General features: G+C 68.5%; 18 protein-coding genes. 9 read left to right on the top strand and 9 right to left on the bottom strand.

Going from position 1 to position 13453, the window contains the following annotated elements; translation table 11 throughout:
* Window positions 1-2 precede the first annotated feature (2 nt).
* The 6 genes from SNAS_RS29530 (at window position 3) to SNAS_RS37305 (ending at window position 4030) form a co-directional block, all read left to right on the top strand.
* Complete coding sequence (locus tag SNAS_RS29530) at window positions 3-380, top strand: NADH-quinone oxidoreductase subunit A (RefSeq protein WP_013021166.1); 378 nt, start codon at window positions 3-5, stop codon at window positions 378-380.
* A gap of 8 nt (window positions 381-388) precedes the next feature.
* Window positions 389-937, top strand: coding sequence for an NADH-quinone oxidoreductase subunit B (locus tag SNAS_RS29535; RefSeq protein WP_041627220.1), 549 nt, complete (start codon window positions 389-391; stop codon window positions 935-937).
* A complete protein-coding gene (locus tag SNAS_RS29540; RefSeq protein ID WP_013021168.1) occupies window positions 927-2237 on the top strand; it encodes a DUF2252 domain-containing protein in 1311 nt (436 codons plus the stop codon). The genes SNAS_RS29535 and SNAS_RS29540 overlap by 11 nt, the downstream gene beginning before the upstream one ends.
* 6 nt (window positions 2238-2243) lie before the next feature.
* Window positions 2244-2864 carry an NADH-quinone oxidoreductase subunit C gene (locus tag SNAS_RS29545; protein WP_013021169.1) on the top strand — a complete coding sequence of 207 codons (621 nt, stop codon included), beginning with the start codon at window positions 2244-2246 and terminating at the stop codon, window positions 2862-2864.
* Between the two features lie 2 nt (window positions 2865-2866).
* Window positions 2867-3829 (top strand): NADH-quinone oxidoreductase subunit NuoH, encoded by a 963-nt coding sequence (gene nuoH / locus SNAS_RS29550; RefSeq protein ID WP_013021170.1) that lies wholly within the window; start codon window positions 2867-2869, stop codon window positions 3827-3829.
* Between the two features lie 72 nt (window positions 3830-3901).
* Window positions 3902-4030, top strand: a complete 129-nt coding sequence (locus SNAS_RS37305; protein ID WP_280101495.1) for a hypothetical protein — start codon at window positions 3902-3904, stop codon at window positions 4028-4030.
* A 148-nt stretch (window positions 4031-4178) separates the two neighbouring features.
* Here SNAS_RS37305 and SNAS_RS29555 read toward each other — a convergent pair whose 3' ends face one another.
* The 6 genes from SNAS_RS29555 to SNAS_RS29580 all read right to left on the bottom strand — a co-directional run bounded on the left by SNAS_RS29555 (window position 4179) and on the right by SNAS_RS29580 (window position 9922).
* Complete coding sequence (locus SNAS_RS29555) at window positions 4179-5276, bottom strand: hypothetical protein (protein WP_013021172.1); 1098 nt, start codon at window positions 5274-5276, stop codon at window positions 4179-4181.
* A complete protein-coding gene (locus SNAS_RS29560) occupies window positions 5273-5785 on the bottom strand; it encodes an RNA polymerase sigma factor (protein WP_013021173.1) in 513 nt (170 codons plus the stop codon). Before SNAS_RS29560 ends, SNAS_RS29555 begins: the two co-directional genes overlap by 4 nt.
* Window positions 5786-5853: 68 nt before the next feature.
* The gene (locus tag SNAS_RS36415) at window positions 5854-7482 is read right to left on the bottom strand and encodes a MinD/ParA family ATP-binding protein (protein WP_013021174.1); all 1629 of its coding nucleotides are present in this window, start codon (window positions 7480-7482) and stop codon (window positions 5854-5856) included.
* A gap of 172 nt (window positions 7483-7654) precedes the next feature.
* Complete coding sequence (locus tag SNAS_RS29570; RefSeq protein ID WP_013021175.1) at window positions 7655-8488, bottom strand: hypothetical protein; 834 nt, start codon at window positions 8486-8488, stop codon at window positions 7655-7657.
* A gap of 184 nt (window positions 8489-8672) precedes the next feature.
* On the bottom strand, window positions 8673-8900 hold the full coding sequence (locus SNAS_RS29575) for a BldC family transcriptional regulator (protein ID WP_013021176.1): 228 nt from the start codon (window positions 8898-8900) through the stop codon (window positions 8673-8675).
* 107 nt (window positions 8901-9007) lie between these two features.
* Window positions 9008-9922 carry a DUF8083 family protein gene (locus SNAS_RS29580; protein WP_013021177.1) on the bottom strand — a complete coding sequence of 305 codons (915 nt, stop codon included), beginning with the start codon at window positions 9920-9922 and terminating at the stop codon, window positions 9008-9010.
* A gap of 163 nt (window positions 9923-10085) precedes the next feature.
* Between SNAS_RS29580 and SNAS_RS29585 the strand changes: the two genes are divergently transcribed.
* Window positions 10086-11168 (top strand): Glu/Leu/Phe/Val family dehydrogenase, encoded by a 1083-nt coding sequence (locus tag SNAS_RS29585; RefSeq protein ID WP_013021178.1) that lies wholly within the window; start codon window positions 10086-10088, stop codon window positions 11166-11168.
* Between the two features lie 229 nt (window positions 11169-11397).
* Window positions 11398-11613 carry a DUF3073 domain-containing protein gene (locus tag SNAS_RS29590; RefSeq protein ID WP_013021179.1) on the top strand — a complete coding sequence of 72 codons (216 nt, stop codon included), beginning with the start codon at window positions 11398-11400 and terminating at the stop codon, window positions 11611-11613.
* Between the two features lie 57 nt (window positions 11614-11670).
* Here the strand turns inward: SNAS_RS29590 and SNAS_RS29595 are convergent, their stop codons facing one another.
* Window positions 11671-12075, bottom strand: a complete 405-nt coding sequence (locus SNAS_RS29595; protein ID WP_013021180.1) for an SSI family serine proteinase inhibitor — start codon at window positions 12073-12075, stop codon at window positions 11671-11673.
* A gap of 88 nt (window positions 12076-12163) precedes the next feature.
* On the opposite strand from SNAS_RS29595, the gene SNAS_RS29600 reads away from it, so the two are divergent.
* Entirely contained in the window at window positions 12164-12454 is a 291-nt protein-coding gene (locus tag SNAS_RS29600) for a hypothetical protein (protein ID WP_013021181.1), read from the top strand.
* Here SNAS_RS29600 and SNAS_RS29605 read toward each other — a convergent pair.
* Window positions 12432-12887, bottom strand: a complete 456-nt coding sequence (locus SNAS_RS29605; RefSeq protein WP_280101522.1) for a nucleoside deaminase — start codon at window positions 12885-12887, stop codon at window positions 12432-12434. The two genes, SNAS_RS29600 and SNAS_RS29605, sit on opposite strands and share 23 nt — an antisense overlap.
* Window positions 12883-13383 (bottom strand): tRNA adenosine deaminase-associated protein, encoded by a 501-nt coding sequence (locus SNAS_RS29610; protein ID WP_013021183.1) that lies wholly within the window; start codon window positions 13381-13383, stop codon window positions 12883-12885. Before SNAS_RS29610 ends, SNAS_RS29605 begins: the two co-directional genes overlap by 5 nt.
* Window positions 13384-13453 lie beyond the last annotated feature (70 nt).

The raw sequence follows: 13453 nt of genomic DNA on the forward strand, positions 1-13453 counted from the left end.
CCATGGGCACCACCACCTACCTCGCCAACTACGCCTCGCTGGGGCTGCTACTGGTGCTGGGCGCGCTGGTGTTCGTCGCCGCCTTCACCGCCAACCGTCTACTGCGGACGACTGTTTCGACCCCCGAGAAGGAGAGCACCTACGAGTGCGGGCTCGACCCGGTCGGCGAGGGCTGGGCGCAGATGCAGATCCGCTACTACGTCTACGCCTTCCTCTACGCGCTGTTCGCGGTGGAGAGCGTGTTCCTGTTCCCGTGGGCGATCGTCTTCGACCGTCCCGGCTTCGGCCTGGTGACCGTCGCCGAGATGGGCGTCTTCATCGCGGTGCTGGCGCTGGGACTGGCCTACGCCTGGCGCAAAGGGGTGCTGACATGGGCGTGAACCTCGGGATGCCCAAGAAGGGCGGCATCGGCGGCGTTCTCGGCGAGCCGATCCGGTTCGTCCTCAACTGGGGCCGCCGGTATTCGCTGTGGGTGTTCAACTTCGGGCTCGCCTGCTGCGCCATCGAGTTCATCGCCTCGTCCATGGGGCGGCACGACTTCATGCGGCTGGGCGTGATCCCGTTCGCGCACGGCCCCCGGCAGGCCGACCTCATGGTCGTGTCGGGCACCGTCACCGACAAGATGGCCCCGGCGATCAAGCGGCTCTACGACCAGATGCCCGAACCCAAGTACGTCATCTCCTTCGGCGCGTGCAGCAACTCCGGCGGCCCCTACTGGGACTCGTACTCGGTGACCAAGGGCGTCGACCAGTTGATACCCGTCGATGTCTATGTCCCCGGCTGCCCGCCCCGACCCGAGGCCCTGCTGCACGGCATCATGCGGTTGCAGGAGAAGATCGCCAGCGAACAGTCCGGTGTGGGCGGGGTGCCGCGCGACGCGGCGTCCCTGACGGCACCGCTAGTGAAACCACCGAAAGGGACGGTAAATGACGGCTAACGCGGCCGAGCGCACCGAGCACATCATCGATGTGTTCCTGACCGAGTTCGGCGAGCTCATGAAGGCCGATCCGAACGCCTTCCACCGGAAGTTCCGCAAGATGGCGGCCTCGCCGTTCGCGTTCTACCGGGGCAGCGCGTGTCTGTTCTACTCCGACGTCAAGAACGACGACTCCACCTTCCTGGACGAGAAGACCTCGCGGGTGTGGATGCACGGGGACCTGCACGCCGAGAACTTCGGCACCTACATGAACGCCAACGGCGTCCTGGTCTTCAACGTCAACGACTTCGACGAGGCCTACGTCGGCCCGTTCACCTGGGACCTCAAGCGGTTCGCCGCCTCGGTGGCGCTCATCGGCTACGCCAAGGCGCTGTCGGACGACGACATCACCCAGCTGGTCACCGCCTTCGCGCGCTCCTACCTGGCCGAGCTGCGGCTCATCGCCGCCCACGGCGACGACGCGATCGGCGAACTGACCCTCGACACCTCCGACGGTGAGCTGCGGGGCGTACTCCAGAAGGCGCGCTTGGGTTCCCGGCTGCACCTGCTGAACAAGCAGACCGAGATCGTCGACTACGAACGCAAGTTCATGCTCGGCGGCGGCGCCTACCCGGTGGACGAGGCACAGCGCGCGAAGGTGCGCGACGCGTTCGCCCAGTACCTGACCACGCTGCCCGCGTCCCGCCACCAGCGGCCCACGGAACTGCAGATCAAGGACTTCGCGCTGCGCAAGGGCGTCGGCATCGGCTCGGCCGGACTGCCGTCCTACAACGTGCTGCTGGAGGGCAACAGCCAGGCGCTGGAGAACGACATCATCGTCTACATGAAACAGGCGCAGGTGCCCGCGGTCAGCCGGGTCATCGACGACGAGCGGATCACCAAGTACTTCAGGCACCAGGGGCACCGCACCGCCGAGTCCCAGCACGCGCTCCAGTCCTACGCCGACCCGTGGTGCGGTTACACCGAACTGGACGGTGTCGGCCAGTTCTGCGCCGAGGTCTCGCCGTACGCCGCCGACCTCGACTGGTCCAACCTGGACGAACCCGAGGAGATGGCCCCCGTCGTGGCCTACCTGGGCCGCGCGGTGGCCCGGATGCACTCGGTGGCCGACGACGACTCCGAACACGGCCTGGTCAACTACTCCACCGAGGACGCGATCGCGGCGGCGATCGGCGACGACGACGCCGGGTTCACGTCCCTGCTGGTCGACTTCGCCCACCGCTACGGCCAGCGCGCCCGCGCCGACCACCAGCTGTTCGTCGACCTGTTCCGCAACGACAGGCTGCCAACGGAAGGCTGACCACCCATGTGGACAGAGGACATCGCCGCGGCCCTGCCCGACGCCGAGGTGAGCGCGGACGAACCGCGCCCCACCGTCACGGTGGCCCCGGGCGGCTGGCACGCGGCGGTCCTCACGGCCCGCGACCGGCTCGGCCTCGACTTCTTCGACTGGCTGTCGGCGGTGGACGAGGGTGAGGGCGCCTACCGCGTCGTCACCCACCTGTGGTCCATCGCCGGCCGTCGCGGCCTGCTGCTGAACACCGTCACCTCCAGCGGCGCGGTCGACTCCATAGTCGACGTCTACCCGGGCGCGTCCTGGCACGAACGCGAGACCCACGAGATGTTCGGCCTCGACTTCGGCGGCCACCCCGACCTGGCCCCGCTCCTGCTGGCCCCCGAGTTCGAGGGCCACCCGCTGCGCAAGGACTTCGTCCTGGCCTCCCGGGTCGCCAAACCCTGGCCGGGCGCCAAGGAACCCGGTGGCGACGGCCCCCGCAAACGCCAACCCATGCGCCCGCCCGGCGTCCCGGCCCCCGGCGAATGGGGCCCGCCGCTCCCCGAAGCCGAGACCGACGGCGACACCGAGGCCACCCCGGCTCGTCCGGCCCGCAAGACCGCCCGCCCACCGCGCAAGGACGGTGACTAGCCATGCCCGTATGGCTCGACCTCACCATCCGCCTGGCCGCGGTGGTGATCGCCTTCCTGACCCTGCCGCTGATCGTCGGCCAGACCGAACACAAGGTCATGGCCCACATGCAGGGCCGCCTCGGCCCCATGTACGCGGGCGCCTACCACGGCTGGGCACAGCTGATCGCCGACGGCGTCAAGTTCGTCCAGAAGGAAGAGGTGGCGCCGCGCGCCGCCGACAAGCCGGTCTTCAAACTGGCCCCGCTGGTGGCACTGTTCCCGTACCTGGTCGCCCTGTTGGTGATCCCCTTGGGCCCCAACGACCTGGTGGCCCAACCCCTCGACATCGGCCTCTTCCTGGTACTCGCCATCGTCGGGGTCGGCATCGTCGCGGTCCTGATGGCGGGCTGGGCCTCCGCCAACAAGTACACCCTCATCGGCGCGATGCGAGCCGCCGCCCAGCTCCTCGGCTACGAACTCCCGTTCGTCCTGGCCGCCGCGAGCGTCGCCATGGCCGCGGGAACCCTCTCCCTGTCCGGCATCGTCGAAGCCTGGAACCCGTGGTGGCTGCTGTGGCAGGCCCCCGCCCTGTTCGTCTTCTTCATCGCGGGGCTCGCCGAGATCCGCCGTCCCCCCTTCGACGCCCCGATCGCCGACTCCGAACTCGTCTTCGGCTACCTCACCGAGTACACCGGCCTGCGGTTCGCGTTCTTCCTGCTCGCCGAATACGTCGGCATCGTCGTCATCGCGGCCCTCACCACCGTCCTGTTCCTCGGCGGCTGGCAGGGCCCCTTCCTCGACGCCCAACTCGGCTGGCTGTGGACGCTGATCAAGATCGGCGCGGTCTCCTTCGTCGTCATCTGGCTCCGCGTCGCCTACCCCCGCCTGCGGGTCGACCAGCTCCAGAAACTGTGCTGGAAAGTCCTCGTCCCGATCGCCCTGGGCCAGCTAGCCCTCACCGCCCTGGTCAAAGTAGCGATCTGAGCAGTCGCAGGCGCGACAGCCGGGCGGCTCCCACCCGGCGGTGACAGCACTGGCGGGACCGGCCGGATCCCGGTGGCCGCGGCGCTGGCCGACGTCACCGACGACCACGCCGAACGACTGCTGGACGCCCTGGTGGACGCCCAGCTGGTGGAGTCACTGGAACCGGAGCGCTACCGGATGCACGACCTGACCGGATGCTGAACCGCACCTCCTCGGTGTGGCTCAAGGGGGTCGCCATCCCCAGCGGCCCGATCGACATGACCGGCACCAATCCGCTGGAGAAGATCTGACGGTCCCCGGACATCCTGGGAGGGAGTCCGGGGACCGGTGGTGCCCCCTGGGAGGGTGCCTATTCGACGACGACGTCGGGCAGCGCGAGCGCCAGTTCGGTCAGTTCGTCGGTGGACATGGTGGGCTCGTGGTCTCCCTCGGCCATGTCGTTGATGACCACGGCGTTGCCGTTGGCAAGCGTGACGATGACGGTGTTGACCCGGTGGGCGATCTCGTCGGGTGCTTCCTCGCCGCCGTTGGCCGTCTGCTCGATCTTGTGGACCTTCCCACCGCCGGGAACGGTGCTCTCCTCGCAGTCGTACTCGTAACCTTCGGTGTCGTTCTCGGTCTTGCCGGGACCGACCTCGTCCTCGCAGCCCTCCGCCAGGTACGGAAGCAGCGGTCCCCGTCCTGGGTGTCCGGGAATGGACTTGGCGCCGTCACCGAAGCTGCCCTTGGGGTGGACGCTGATGTCGAACGCGTCGATGAACGCGGCGTCCTTTTTCAGGTCGGTGCGGATGGCGCCCGTCAGTCCCTCCTCGGTCGGCATGCCGTACACCGGTTTGGTGTAGCCGGACGGGTCCTCGTCCATGATCGCGCTGCCCTGGACGTCGGGCCATTCGTCCTTGACGGCGTCCTTGACGGTGGCCAGCGAGTTCTCGCCGCGCAGGAACGTCGGGTAGTCCTCCGGTTCGAGGTACTTCTCCTGGTTCTCGTCGGGGCCGCCCGTGGGGTCGTCGCCGGGGTCGTCACCGGAGTCGTCACCGGAGTCGTCCTCGACGTAGTTCTCGTTGTGGACCTTGAGATCCGGGTACTTCTGGGTCAGGTAGGCCCAGAACTCCTCGGTCAGTTCCTTGGTCGCCTCGGTCTGCTTCTCGTCGTCGATCCCGATCCAGCCGTAGATCTCGTCCGGGTCCAGATCCGGCAGCGGATAGGCCTTCTGCTCGCCGTTACCGGCGGCGTCGTCCTGCTCCGCACCGCTCACCAAGGCGGTGGGCAGGGTCAGCGCCAACGCGGCCACGACGGCCACGCCCGTGCTCGCCATGCCGGTCAGGCCGAACCTGCGGCGCTTGACCAGCTTCTCGCCTTCTTGTTCCAATGTGTCCAAATCGATGCGGGGCGCGGGGAGGTCCGGCGGCATCGCCCGCGACAGGGTGCCGCGAATATCGTCGTTCATGCGTGACTTCCTTCGAATGATTCGTTGATCGATTCCGTCAGCAGCCCGCGTAGTGTTCGCAAGCCTCGCGCGGTCTGTGTCTTGACGGTGTTCTCCGAGCAGCGCATGATTCGAGCGGTTTCGGCGACCGACTGGTCCTCCCAGTACCGCCACACCAAGGTGGCGCGTTGTCGTACCGGAAGTCGTTGCAGCGCCCGCAGTACCGCGACCCGGTCGGTGCCGTCCGACTCCTGTGGACTGTCGGGCACCGCCTCGGCCACCTTCTCGCGCCGGAACCAGCCGCGCCGGTACTGGTCGATCAGCACGTTGGTGACGATGCGGCGGGTGTACGACTCCAGCCGGTCGGTGCGGACGACGCGGGGCCAGGCCGCGTACAGCTTCACGAACGCGGTCTGCACCGCGTCCTCACCGCGATGCCAATCGCCGCAGGTCAGATACGCGAATCGGCACATCCGATCCAGGTTGGCGGCGACGAACTCGCGGTACGCCGTCTTGTGCTCCGGTCGCATCCGTTCTCCTCATGGTGGGCTCTCACCGGTAGAACGCGGCCGGACGCCTGGCGCGGGTGACAGCCCTCCTAAAGTCCCTCGGCCACCGACGCGGCGATCTTCAGCCAGGCGTCCTTGCTGGCCTGGCTCAGCACGCCGTAGCGGATCGGCTCGCCGGAGTCGAGCAGCTTCTCGTACGGCGCCAACAGGACCGCGCGGGTGCGGGCCGAGAAGTGCCGCTGCACGGCGGGCAGGTCGAGGTCCTTGCGGTGCGCGGGCATCGACACGACGCTGACGGCCTGGCGAACCAGTTCCCGCCGTCCGCTCTGCTCCAGGTGGTCGAGCATGCGCGCCGCCGTCTCGGCGGAGTCGTTGCGCGCCGACATGGTCACCACCAGCTGGTCGGTGGCGTCCATCGAGGACTGCCAGTTGGCGGCCCGGACGTTGTTGCCGGTGTCGACGACGATCAGCTTGTAGAACCGGCTCACGACCTCACGGATGTCACCGAACGCCTGCGAGGTGAGCATCTCGCCGGCCGTCGCCGACTCGTCGGAGGCCAGCACGTCGAACATCGCCTCGCCCTGCGAGCGCACGTACTGCGACAGGTCACCGACGCGTCCGGTGGGGCCGCGGAAGTGGTCGAGGTCGCGCAGCAGGTCCCGCACCGTGCGGTGGTGGAAGTCCTGCTGGGCCCGCATGCCAAGGGTGCCTTGGGTTTCGTTGTTGTCCCAGGCGAGGACGTAGCCGCCCCGGCGCTGCCCGAACATCATGGCCAGCATCAGCACCGCGACGGTCTTGCCGGCGCCGCCCTTGGGGTTGACGACGGTGATCTGACGCAGGCCGCCGAAGTTGCGGCGCACCGCCTCGGTGGAGCGGGTGATCTCGCGTTCGCGTTTGCTGGGCGACATCGCCAGCAGACCGAAGGTGCCCTTGCGCAGCGCGGCACGCGGCCCCATGGTCGCCACCGGCTTCTCCGGGACGGCGGCCCGGCGGCGGGCGAAGTCGTCGGCGGTCACGTGGGTGGGTTCCAGCGCGCCCGGCTGGTCGGGGTACGGCACCGGCAGCGCGTTGGCGCCGGGGGCCGGCGACTGCGGCTCCGACCCGTAGGGCTGCCCGATGGGCGGCGGGGACGAGGGCTGCCCGATGGGCGGCGGGGACGAGGGCTGCCCGATCGGGGGCGGCGCGGAGGTCGGGTATTCGGGCTGGCTCTGCCACGGGTCCGGCTGCGGGGCCGAGACCGGCTGCTCCGCCTGTATCGGCCAGGCGTCGGGCGGCGGCGCGGAGGTGGGCTGTTCCGGCTCGGCCTGCCAGGTCTCCGACTGCGGGGCCACCGGCGGCTCCGGCGGGTGCTGCCAGGTGTTCGACGACGGGGCCGAGACCGGCTGCTCGGGTTCGTGCTGCCAGGCGTCCGGTGGGCTCGGCGGCGGGTAGGACGACGGCAGCGGCGACTGCGGGTAGGCGCGGCCGGGCCCGTCGGGCTGCTGCGGCTGCCCGACGCCGTAGACCGGCGGCGGCACCACCGGGTGCTGGGCCGTGTGACCGTAGTCGGGCTGTGGTTGCGGCTGCGAGCCGTCGCGCGGTGGCGTCACGTGGTGCCCGGCCGTCTCCTCGCTCTGCGGGGCGAAGGGTGACCAGTGGGGAACCGTGTTCTGATCATCCGCAGGGACTTCTGCCGGAGCGTTGTCTCCGGTCTCGGGGCGGGCCTGTTGGTGGTCCACTGCCTAAAACTCCTTAGAGCTATGTTCCTGCCGAACCCACTGTCGGTGCGTCGACGGTGATCTTGGGAACGGGATCACCGTCACACAGCGTAGTCAGCTTCCGGGGAACTCACCAGTCTTGAGGCGAGCTCCGGCCCACGGCAAAGTGAGGTCAATGGGGAAATGCTCTCATTCACGCCGGGGCATCGACATACCAGCCCGCCGCCGCGCGCTCCATCCACCAGGTGCGCTTGCGTCGCAGCTCACCGACGACACCGTCGTCGACGAACGGCACCGGATCCACGGGTGTGATCTCCACCGCCCGGCCCGCGGCCCGGCGAACCTCGACGCGGGTGCGCCGCTTGAACAGGCCCCGGTGGACGAAGGGCACCGCGACCGCGACGTCGAGTTTCCCGTCGCACGGGTCGGGCTGCGACAGCGGCAGCCCGTCGACCTCGCCGTAGCCGTCGGCGTTGGCGACCACGCAGGTCACCAGCGCTTCCTGGCCCGCGGTCAGGATCGCGTCGTCGAGGGCGATCTTGCCCCGCCACGGCGTGTCCCCGCCGCCGACGCGCACGCCGTGCACGGTGACGCCCCCGGCGTCATTGCGCAGCAGGTCGGTGCGTTTCACGGCCCCGCCGATGACGGCGGCGGCCACGGCTTCGGGGGTGTCGGGCAACTTCAGGGCGGCCACCAGGTCGGGGGTCTGCGCCAGCGGCAGGATCGCCAGCGGCGGCAGGTCGGGCACGGTGCGGTCGCCTGGCAGGTCGTCGGGGCGGGAGCTGGGCGGCGGGGCGAGGCAGCGCACCGCCCGGCGCAGTACCGCCCGGACCTGGGCGTCGGTGTCGGCGGCCACGACGATGCGGGCGTCTCCGGTCACGACGGTGTCGATCCCGGCGTCGTCATCGGCCTCGGCCAGTTCGACCCGGGCTCCGGCGGCCTTGAGTGCGTCGACGCAGGCCAGCACCGGGGTGCGGGTTCCGCAACCGGTGGGGCCGTTGACGAGGCTGAGCACCGTGACATCCACGAGCAGCAAGATTACGGCTCAGACGGGCGCACACCGGCGGCGGGCGGCGGCCGTGTCGCGGACGGCACGGTCGGCGTCGGCATCAAGCTGCCACTTCCCCAGGGGACACGAAAGCGGGCGGTTCGTCCCGGCACCGTCGGTGCCGTCGCGAGCCGCCCGCGAACGTTCGCTGGCCAATGGCAGGTTACTGAGCTGACAGGTCTTCCACCGATTCGCGCGGCGCGGGGATCTGCTCGTGCAACAGGTCGCGCACCTCGGACTCCCGGTAGCGGCGGTGCCCGCCCAGGGTGCGAATGGCGCTGAGCTTGCCCGCCTTGGCCCACCGGGTCACGGTCTTGGGATCGACGCGGAACATGGACGCCACTTCGGCCGGGGTCAGCAGCTGCTCGGGGTCATGCGTACGCGCTGTCATGGGTTTCTCCTCAAAATTCTCATCGCGCGATCGCCCGGATGGGGCTGGCGATCTGAGCGCGTTTCCATCGTCCGGGCCGATGCCGGGGTGTGACATAGGCCGAACGGTCAAAAGCGATTCAACCGACAGGTGGGGAAAACACTGATATTTCCGGTTTTAGGGGTATATGTCAGCGTTTTCGTCCATAAGTTGCTCCGTTCCCGCAGTCGGATCACCCGCCACCGCCGCATCAGCTGCTCGTAGCCGCGACCGGCCGCGACGACATCGCCACGGGCCAGGGCCGTCAACCCGTCGTGCACCAGCTGCGGCGAGTCATCGCCACGCAAGTCGGCGTCGGATAGTACCCAGACCAACCCACCATAGTCCACTTCGACCATAGATCGTGGGTGGAAAACGGAAAGCCACTCGGAGACTTGACGGACGCTGACGGCCACGGGGTTGCTTCGTCCCAGAGAAGTTTGCAAAATTCCGTATGCCCGCCGTGCCCGACGCCGGGCCCGCGCCATCGGCACCCGGTACCGCAGGCCACGCTTGCCCGGTTCCAGCACCAGTTCCCGCTCCGAGGACTCCACGCACGCGAACCACTTGGTCGGGACGTGCCACATCGCCACGTGCTCGTGCCAGCACGGGCCCGCATCGGAGTCGCCGCGGGCGTCCGGGCCGGCCGACATCGCCCCCGCCATCATGGTCAGCCGCCGGGGCGCGAAGGCGTCGACGAGGTTGCGCGGCACCTGGTCGCCGATGCCGCGCACCGCCGCGGCACTGCGTTCGTTGAGCTCCCACGGACAGATCAGCGGCCCGTCCTCGGTGTCGAGGACGTAGGCCTGCTCGGGGACCCGGGGAAGAATGTCCCATTCGGGGTTCATCGCTTCGTACACGAGTTTTCGCTGTATCGCGGGTCCCTCACGCGCGGAAACGGCCTGGCCGGCCTCGGCGTACTCGCGCCACAGTGCCGCCCGCTCGTCGGAGAAGGCGGCAAGCGGCTCGTACACCCGCAGAAACGCCGCGCATGGAGTCTGCACGGCGCGATCTTCGCACGAAACTCAGCGCGACGGGCAAGGCACCACTGTCGTGCCACCACCAGCGTGTATGAACTGGGCCGACGGTCTAGTGTTGCCGAAGGCGGCAACCCCGCCAGTCGGTATTAATGTCCCATAAGGACACAACGAACGTGGAGTCTGCACCATGGGCGTATTCGAAGCCCCCGAGAACCTGACCGGGCACGAACAGGTCGTCTTCTGCCAGGACAAACCATCCGGCCTCAAGGCCATCATCGCGGTGTACTCCACCGCCCTGGGCCCGGCACTTGGCGGCACCCGGTTCTACCCCTACGCGTCGGAGGAAGAAGCCGTCCACGACGCCCTCGACCTCTCCAAGGGCATGGCATACAAGAACTCCCTCGCGGGCCTGGACCTCGGCGGCGGCAAGGCCGTCATCTGGGGCGACCCCGAGACCGACAAGTCCGAGGCGCTGCTGCGCGCCTACGGGCGCTTCGTGGAGTCGCTGAACGGGCGTTACATCACCGCCTGCGACGTCGGAACCTACGTGCACGACATGGACATCGTCGCCAAGGAGACCCGTCACGCCACCGGCCGCTCGGTCGAGAACGGCGGCGCCGGCGACTCCTCGGTGCTGACCGCCTACGGCGTCTTCTGCGGCATGCGCGCCGCCGCCCAGCACCGCTACGGCACCGCCGACCTGACCGGCCGCACCGTCGGCGTCGCCGGGATCGGCAAGGTCGGACGGCACCTGGTGACGCACCTCATCGAGGCCGGTGCCCAGGTCGTGGCCACCGACGTCAGTGAGAAGGCCCACGACTGGCTGTCCGCCAACCACCCGCAGGCCAGCTTCGTCGACTCCACCGAGAAGCTGATCGCCTCCGACATCGACATCTACGCGCCCTGCGCCCTGGGCGGCGCCCTCAACGACGACTCGGTGGCGGCGCTGCGCGCCAAGATCGTGGTCGGCGCGGCCAACAACCAGCTGGCCCACCCCGGCGTCGAGAAGCTGCTCGCCGATCGCGGCATCCTTTACGCCCCCGACTATCTGGTCAACTCCGGCGGCGTGATCCAGGTCGCCGACGAGATCCACGGCTTCAACTTCGACCGCGCCAAGCGCCGCGCGTCCAAGATCTTCGACATCACCGGACAGATATTGCGCACCGCCGACACCGAGGGAGTCCCCCCGGCGGTGGCGGCCGACCGACTGGCCGAACGCCGGATGGCCGAGTGCGGTCGGTTGCGGAGCATTCACCTGCCCCAGTCATAGATGGCGTATCGGGCCGCGCCAAACGTGGTCATTACCGCATTCTGATGACATATCCCCATAAATTCGCGAAGTTTGTGGGGATATGTCCGGAAAAATAGCCCAGTTTTGCCGGTGGGCCGGGTGGGAAGACCGCCAGTCGCGCTGTACCGTAGGAGCCACGAGAGATGTCAACTTTTCCGGGGCGCCCCTGCGGTAGCCCCGATGATTCTGTGCGAGGGGGTCGAGCCATATGGGGCGCGGCCGAGCTAAGGCGAAGCAGGCGAAAGTAGCCCGGCAACTGAAGTACCACACGCCGGACACCGACCTGGGAGCGCTTGAGCGCGAACTGTCAGGAAACGACGCGAGGGACGACGACTATGACGACCCTTACGACGCCTATAAACCGAGGTCGGGCACCGACGAGCCCGAGCCACGCGAAGAAGACTGGCTCCCGAGGAAACACTGAGGCCCACTGAAGCCGCCACGACCGCGTTCGCGCGGGCACAGCGGCTTCATAGGTGTGTCAAGAGAAGTCGAAGACGGCACCGCCGGTTCGCGCGACCGCTTCGCACTCGTTGCTGAACTCCTGCTCGTAACTGCGCTCGCCACCGTCCCAGACGCCCTTCGCGATGGCGACCACGGGGGCGAACTCCTTGGTGCAGGGGCCGGACTGGGCCGGGATGTCGGTGACGTGCCCGTCGGCGGCGTCCAGGTCCTCGCAGGCCGCGGCGGTGTTCGGGTGTGAGCCGCCGTCGGGAGTGCAGGACAGGTCGTACGAGATCGACGCGCCCTGCTTCGGTGTGAGCTTCAGGCTGTAGTGGCCCTCGACGACGGTGTCCACGGCGCTGGCCGAGGCCGCGGCGGGCACCGCCAGCAGTCCCGCCGTCAGGACGACGGCACCGGCGAGCCGCGTTGCTGTTCGTGTCATGGTGGTGTTCCCCCTTCAACACGAAGCGTATCGGTCCGCACACTCGCCCGCGCACGCTTCGGCTGCCCCAAATGTCGGGTTAGCGACTATGCTGGGCGCCATGGCAGAATCCACCTTGGACGAACTTTCCACCGAACAGTTGCGCGAGCGGGCTTTCGCCCGTGCCCGTCAACGTCATGATCTGGGTTTCTTCTGGGACGTGGTGCGTCATTTGCCGCACGCCCCCGAGGCCGAGGAGGTCGACGGTTCACTGGGATCGGTGGGCGCGGCCATCGACAGCGTCGTGGCGCTGTGGCACGAGCTCACCGGCCACGACACCGACTACGGCTCGTCGGAACCGTTGCTGCGGGCCAAGTTCATCGACTATCTGTCGGACTGAAGAACCCCCGCAGCAGCGCGGCGCACTCGGCTTCCAGGACGCCGGAGTACACCTGCGGGCGGTGGGCGAGCCTGCGGTCGCGCACCACGTCCCACAGCGAGCCGACGGCGCCGGTCTTGGGCTCCCAGGCGCCGAACACCACCGTTCCGATGCGGGACAAGGTGATGGCGCCCGCGCACATGGTGCAGGGTTCGACCGTGACGACCAGGACGCAGTCGCTCAGCCGCCAGCCGTCGCCGTGGACCTCGGCGGCCCGCCGCAGCGCCACCAGTTCGGCGTGCGCGGTCGGGTCGCCGGTGGCCTCGCGAAGGTTGTGGGCGGCGGCGAGCTCGATGCCGTCGGGCGAGTAGACGACGGCTCCGATGGGTACGTCGGAGCCGGATTCGGCGGCGACCGCGAGCGCCCGCCGCATCCACGTCTCGCGTTGGTTAATCGTGGACCTCGTCGACGACGTCCCCGCAGCCGATCAGCGACGCGACCTCGGCGGTCACATCGGACGGAAGCATGCCGTCCTTGGCGCACAGGTTGAGCAGCGTCGCCGCGGCTACGCCCAGATCGGACAGAAGGTCGGCCTCACCGACCGGCTGGGCGTCCAGCTCGCTCATGACGGGGGTTTCGAGGTCGTCGTCCCCGTTGGGCACCGGAGCCACATCCGCGTCGATGTCGGACAGCAGCACCGCGCCCAGCCGGCTCTCCTCGGCGAAGGGCGCGTCAGAACCGAAGACCCGTGCGTCGTCGCCGTTATCCAGACGCAGGATCACCAGGTACTCGTCGTCGGCTTCGACGAAGAGCAGCGAAATCTGAGCCTCGGGATCGACGTCACGTACCACGTCGATCACGTCGTCGAGATCGCCGACCGAGTCCAGATCAATCTCCGCGGCCTCCCAGACGTCGTCGGCGCGAGTGGCCGCGACAGCGAAGTAGGACAATGTGTTCTCCCGTAGAGGAATGGTCCGATGGGACTAAAGAACTGCTTGAGAAATTCTCAGGGTATTGCGC

Origin of the sequence: Stackebrandtia nassauensis DSM 44728 (genome assembly GCF_000024545.1) — a bacterium.
GTDB classification, from domain to species: domain Bacteria; phylum Actinomycetota; class Actinomycetes; order Mycobacteriales; family Micromonosporaceae; genus Stackebrandtia; species Stackebrandtia nassauensis.

Excerpts from the sequence above, each read along its gene's own strand:
- SNAS_RS29535 (WP_041627220.1), top strand. The coding sequence starts at position 389 with ATGCCCAAGAAGGGCGGCATCGGCGGCGTTCTCGGCGAGCCGATCCGG.
- SNAS_RS29560 (WP_013021173.1), bottom strand. The coding sequence starts at position 5,785 with ATGCGACCGGAGCACAAGACGGCGTACCGCGAGTTCGTCGCCGCCAAC.
- nuoH (WP_013021170.1), top strand. The coding sequence starts at position 2,867 with ATGCCCGTATGGCTCGACCTCACCATCCGCCTGGCCGCGGTGGTGATC.
- SNAS_RS29540 (WP_013021168.1), top strand. The coding sequence starts at position 927 with ATGACGGCTAACGCGGCCGAGCGCACCGAGCACATCATCGATGTGTTC.
- SNAS_RS29545 (WP_013021169.1), top strand. The coding sequence starts at position 2,244 with ATGTGGACAGAGGACATCGCCGCGGCCCTGCCCGACGCCGAGGTGAGC.
- SNAS_RS29555 (WP_013021172.1), bottom strand. The coding sequence starts at position 5,276 with ATGAACGACGATATTCGCGGCACCCTGTCGCGGGCGATGCCGCCGGAC.
- SNAS_RS29585 (WP_013021178.1), top strand. The coding sequence starts at position 10,086 with ATGGGCGTATTCGAAGCCCCCGAGAACCTGACCGGGCACGAACAGGTC.
- SNAS_RS29530 (WP_013021166.1), top strand. The coding sequence starts at position 3 with ATGGGCACCACCACCTACCTCGCCAACTACGCCTCGCTGGGGCTGCTA.
- SNAS_RS29575 (WP_013021176.1), bottom strand. The coding sequence starts at position 8,900 with ATGACAGCGCGTACGCATGACCCCGAGCAGCTGCTGACCCCGGCCGAA.
- SNAS_RS29590 (WP_013021179.1), top strand. The coding sequence starts at position 11,398 with ATGGGGCGCGGCCGAGCTAAGGCGAAGCAGGCGAAAGTAGCCCGGCAA.
- SNAS_RS29595 (WP_013021180.1), bottom strand. The coding sequence starts at position 12,075 with ATGACACGAACAGCAACGCGGCTCGCCGGTGCCGTCGTCCTGACGGCG.
- SNAS_RS29600 (WP_013021181.1), top strand. The coding sequence starts at position 12,164 with ATGCTGGGCGCCATGGCAGAATCCACCTTGGACGAACTTTCCACCGAA.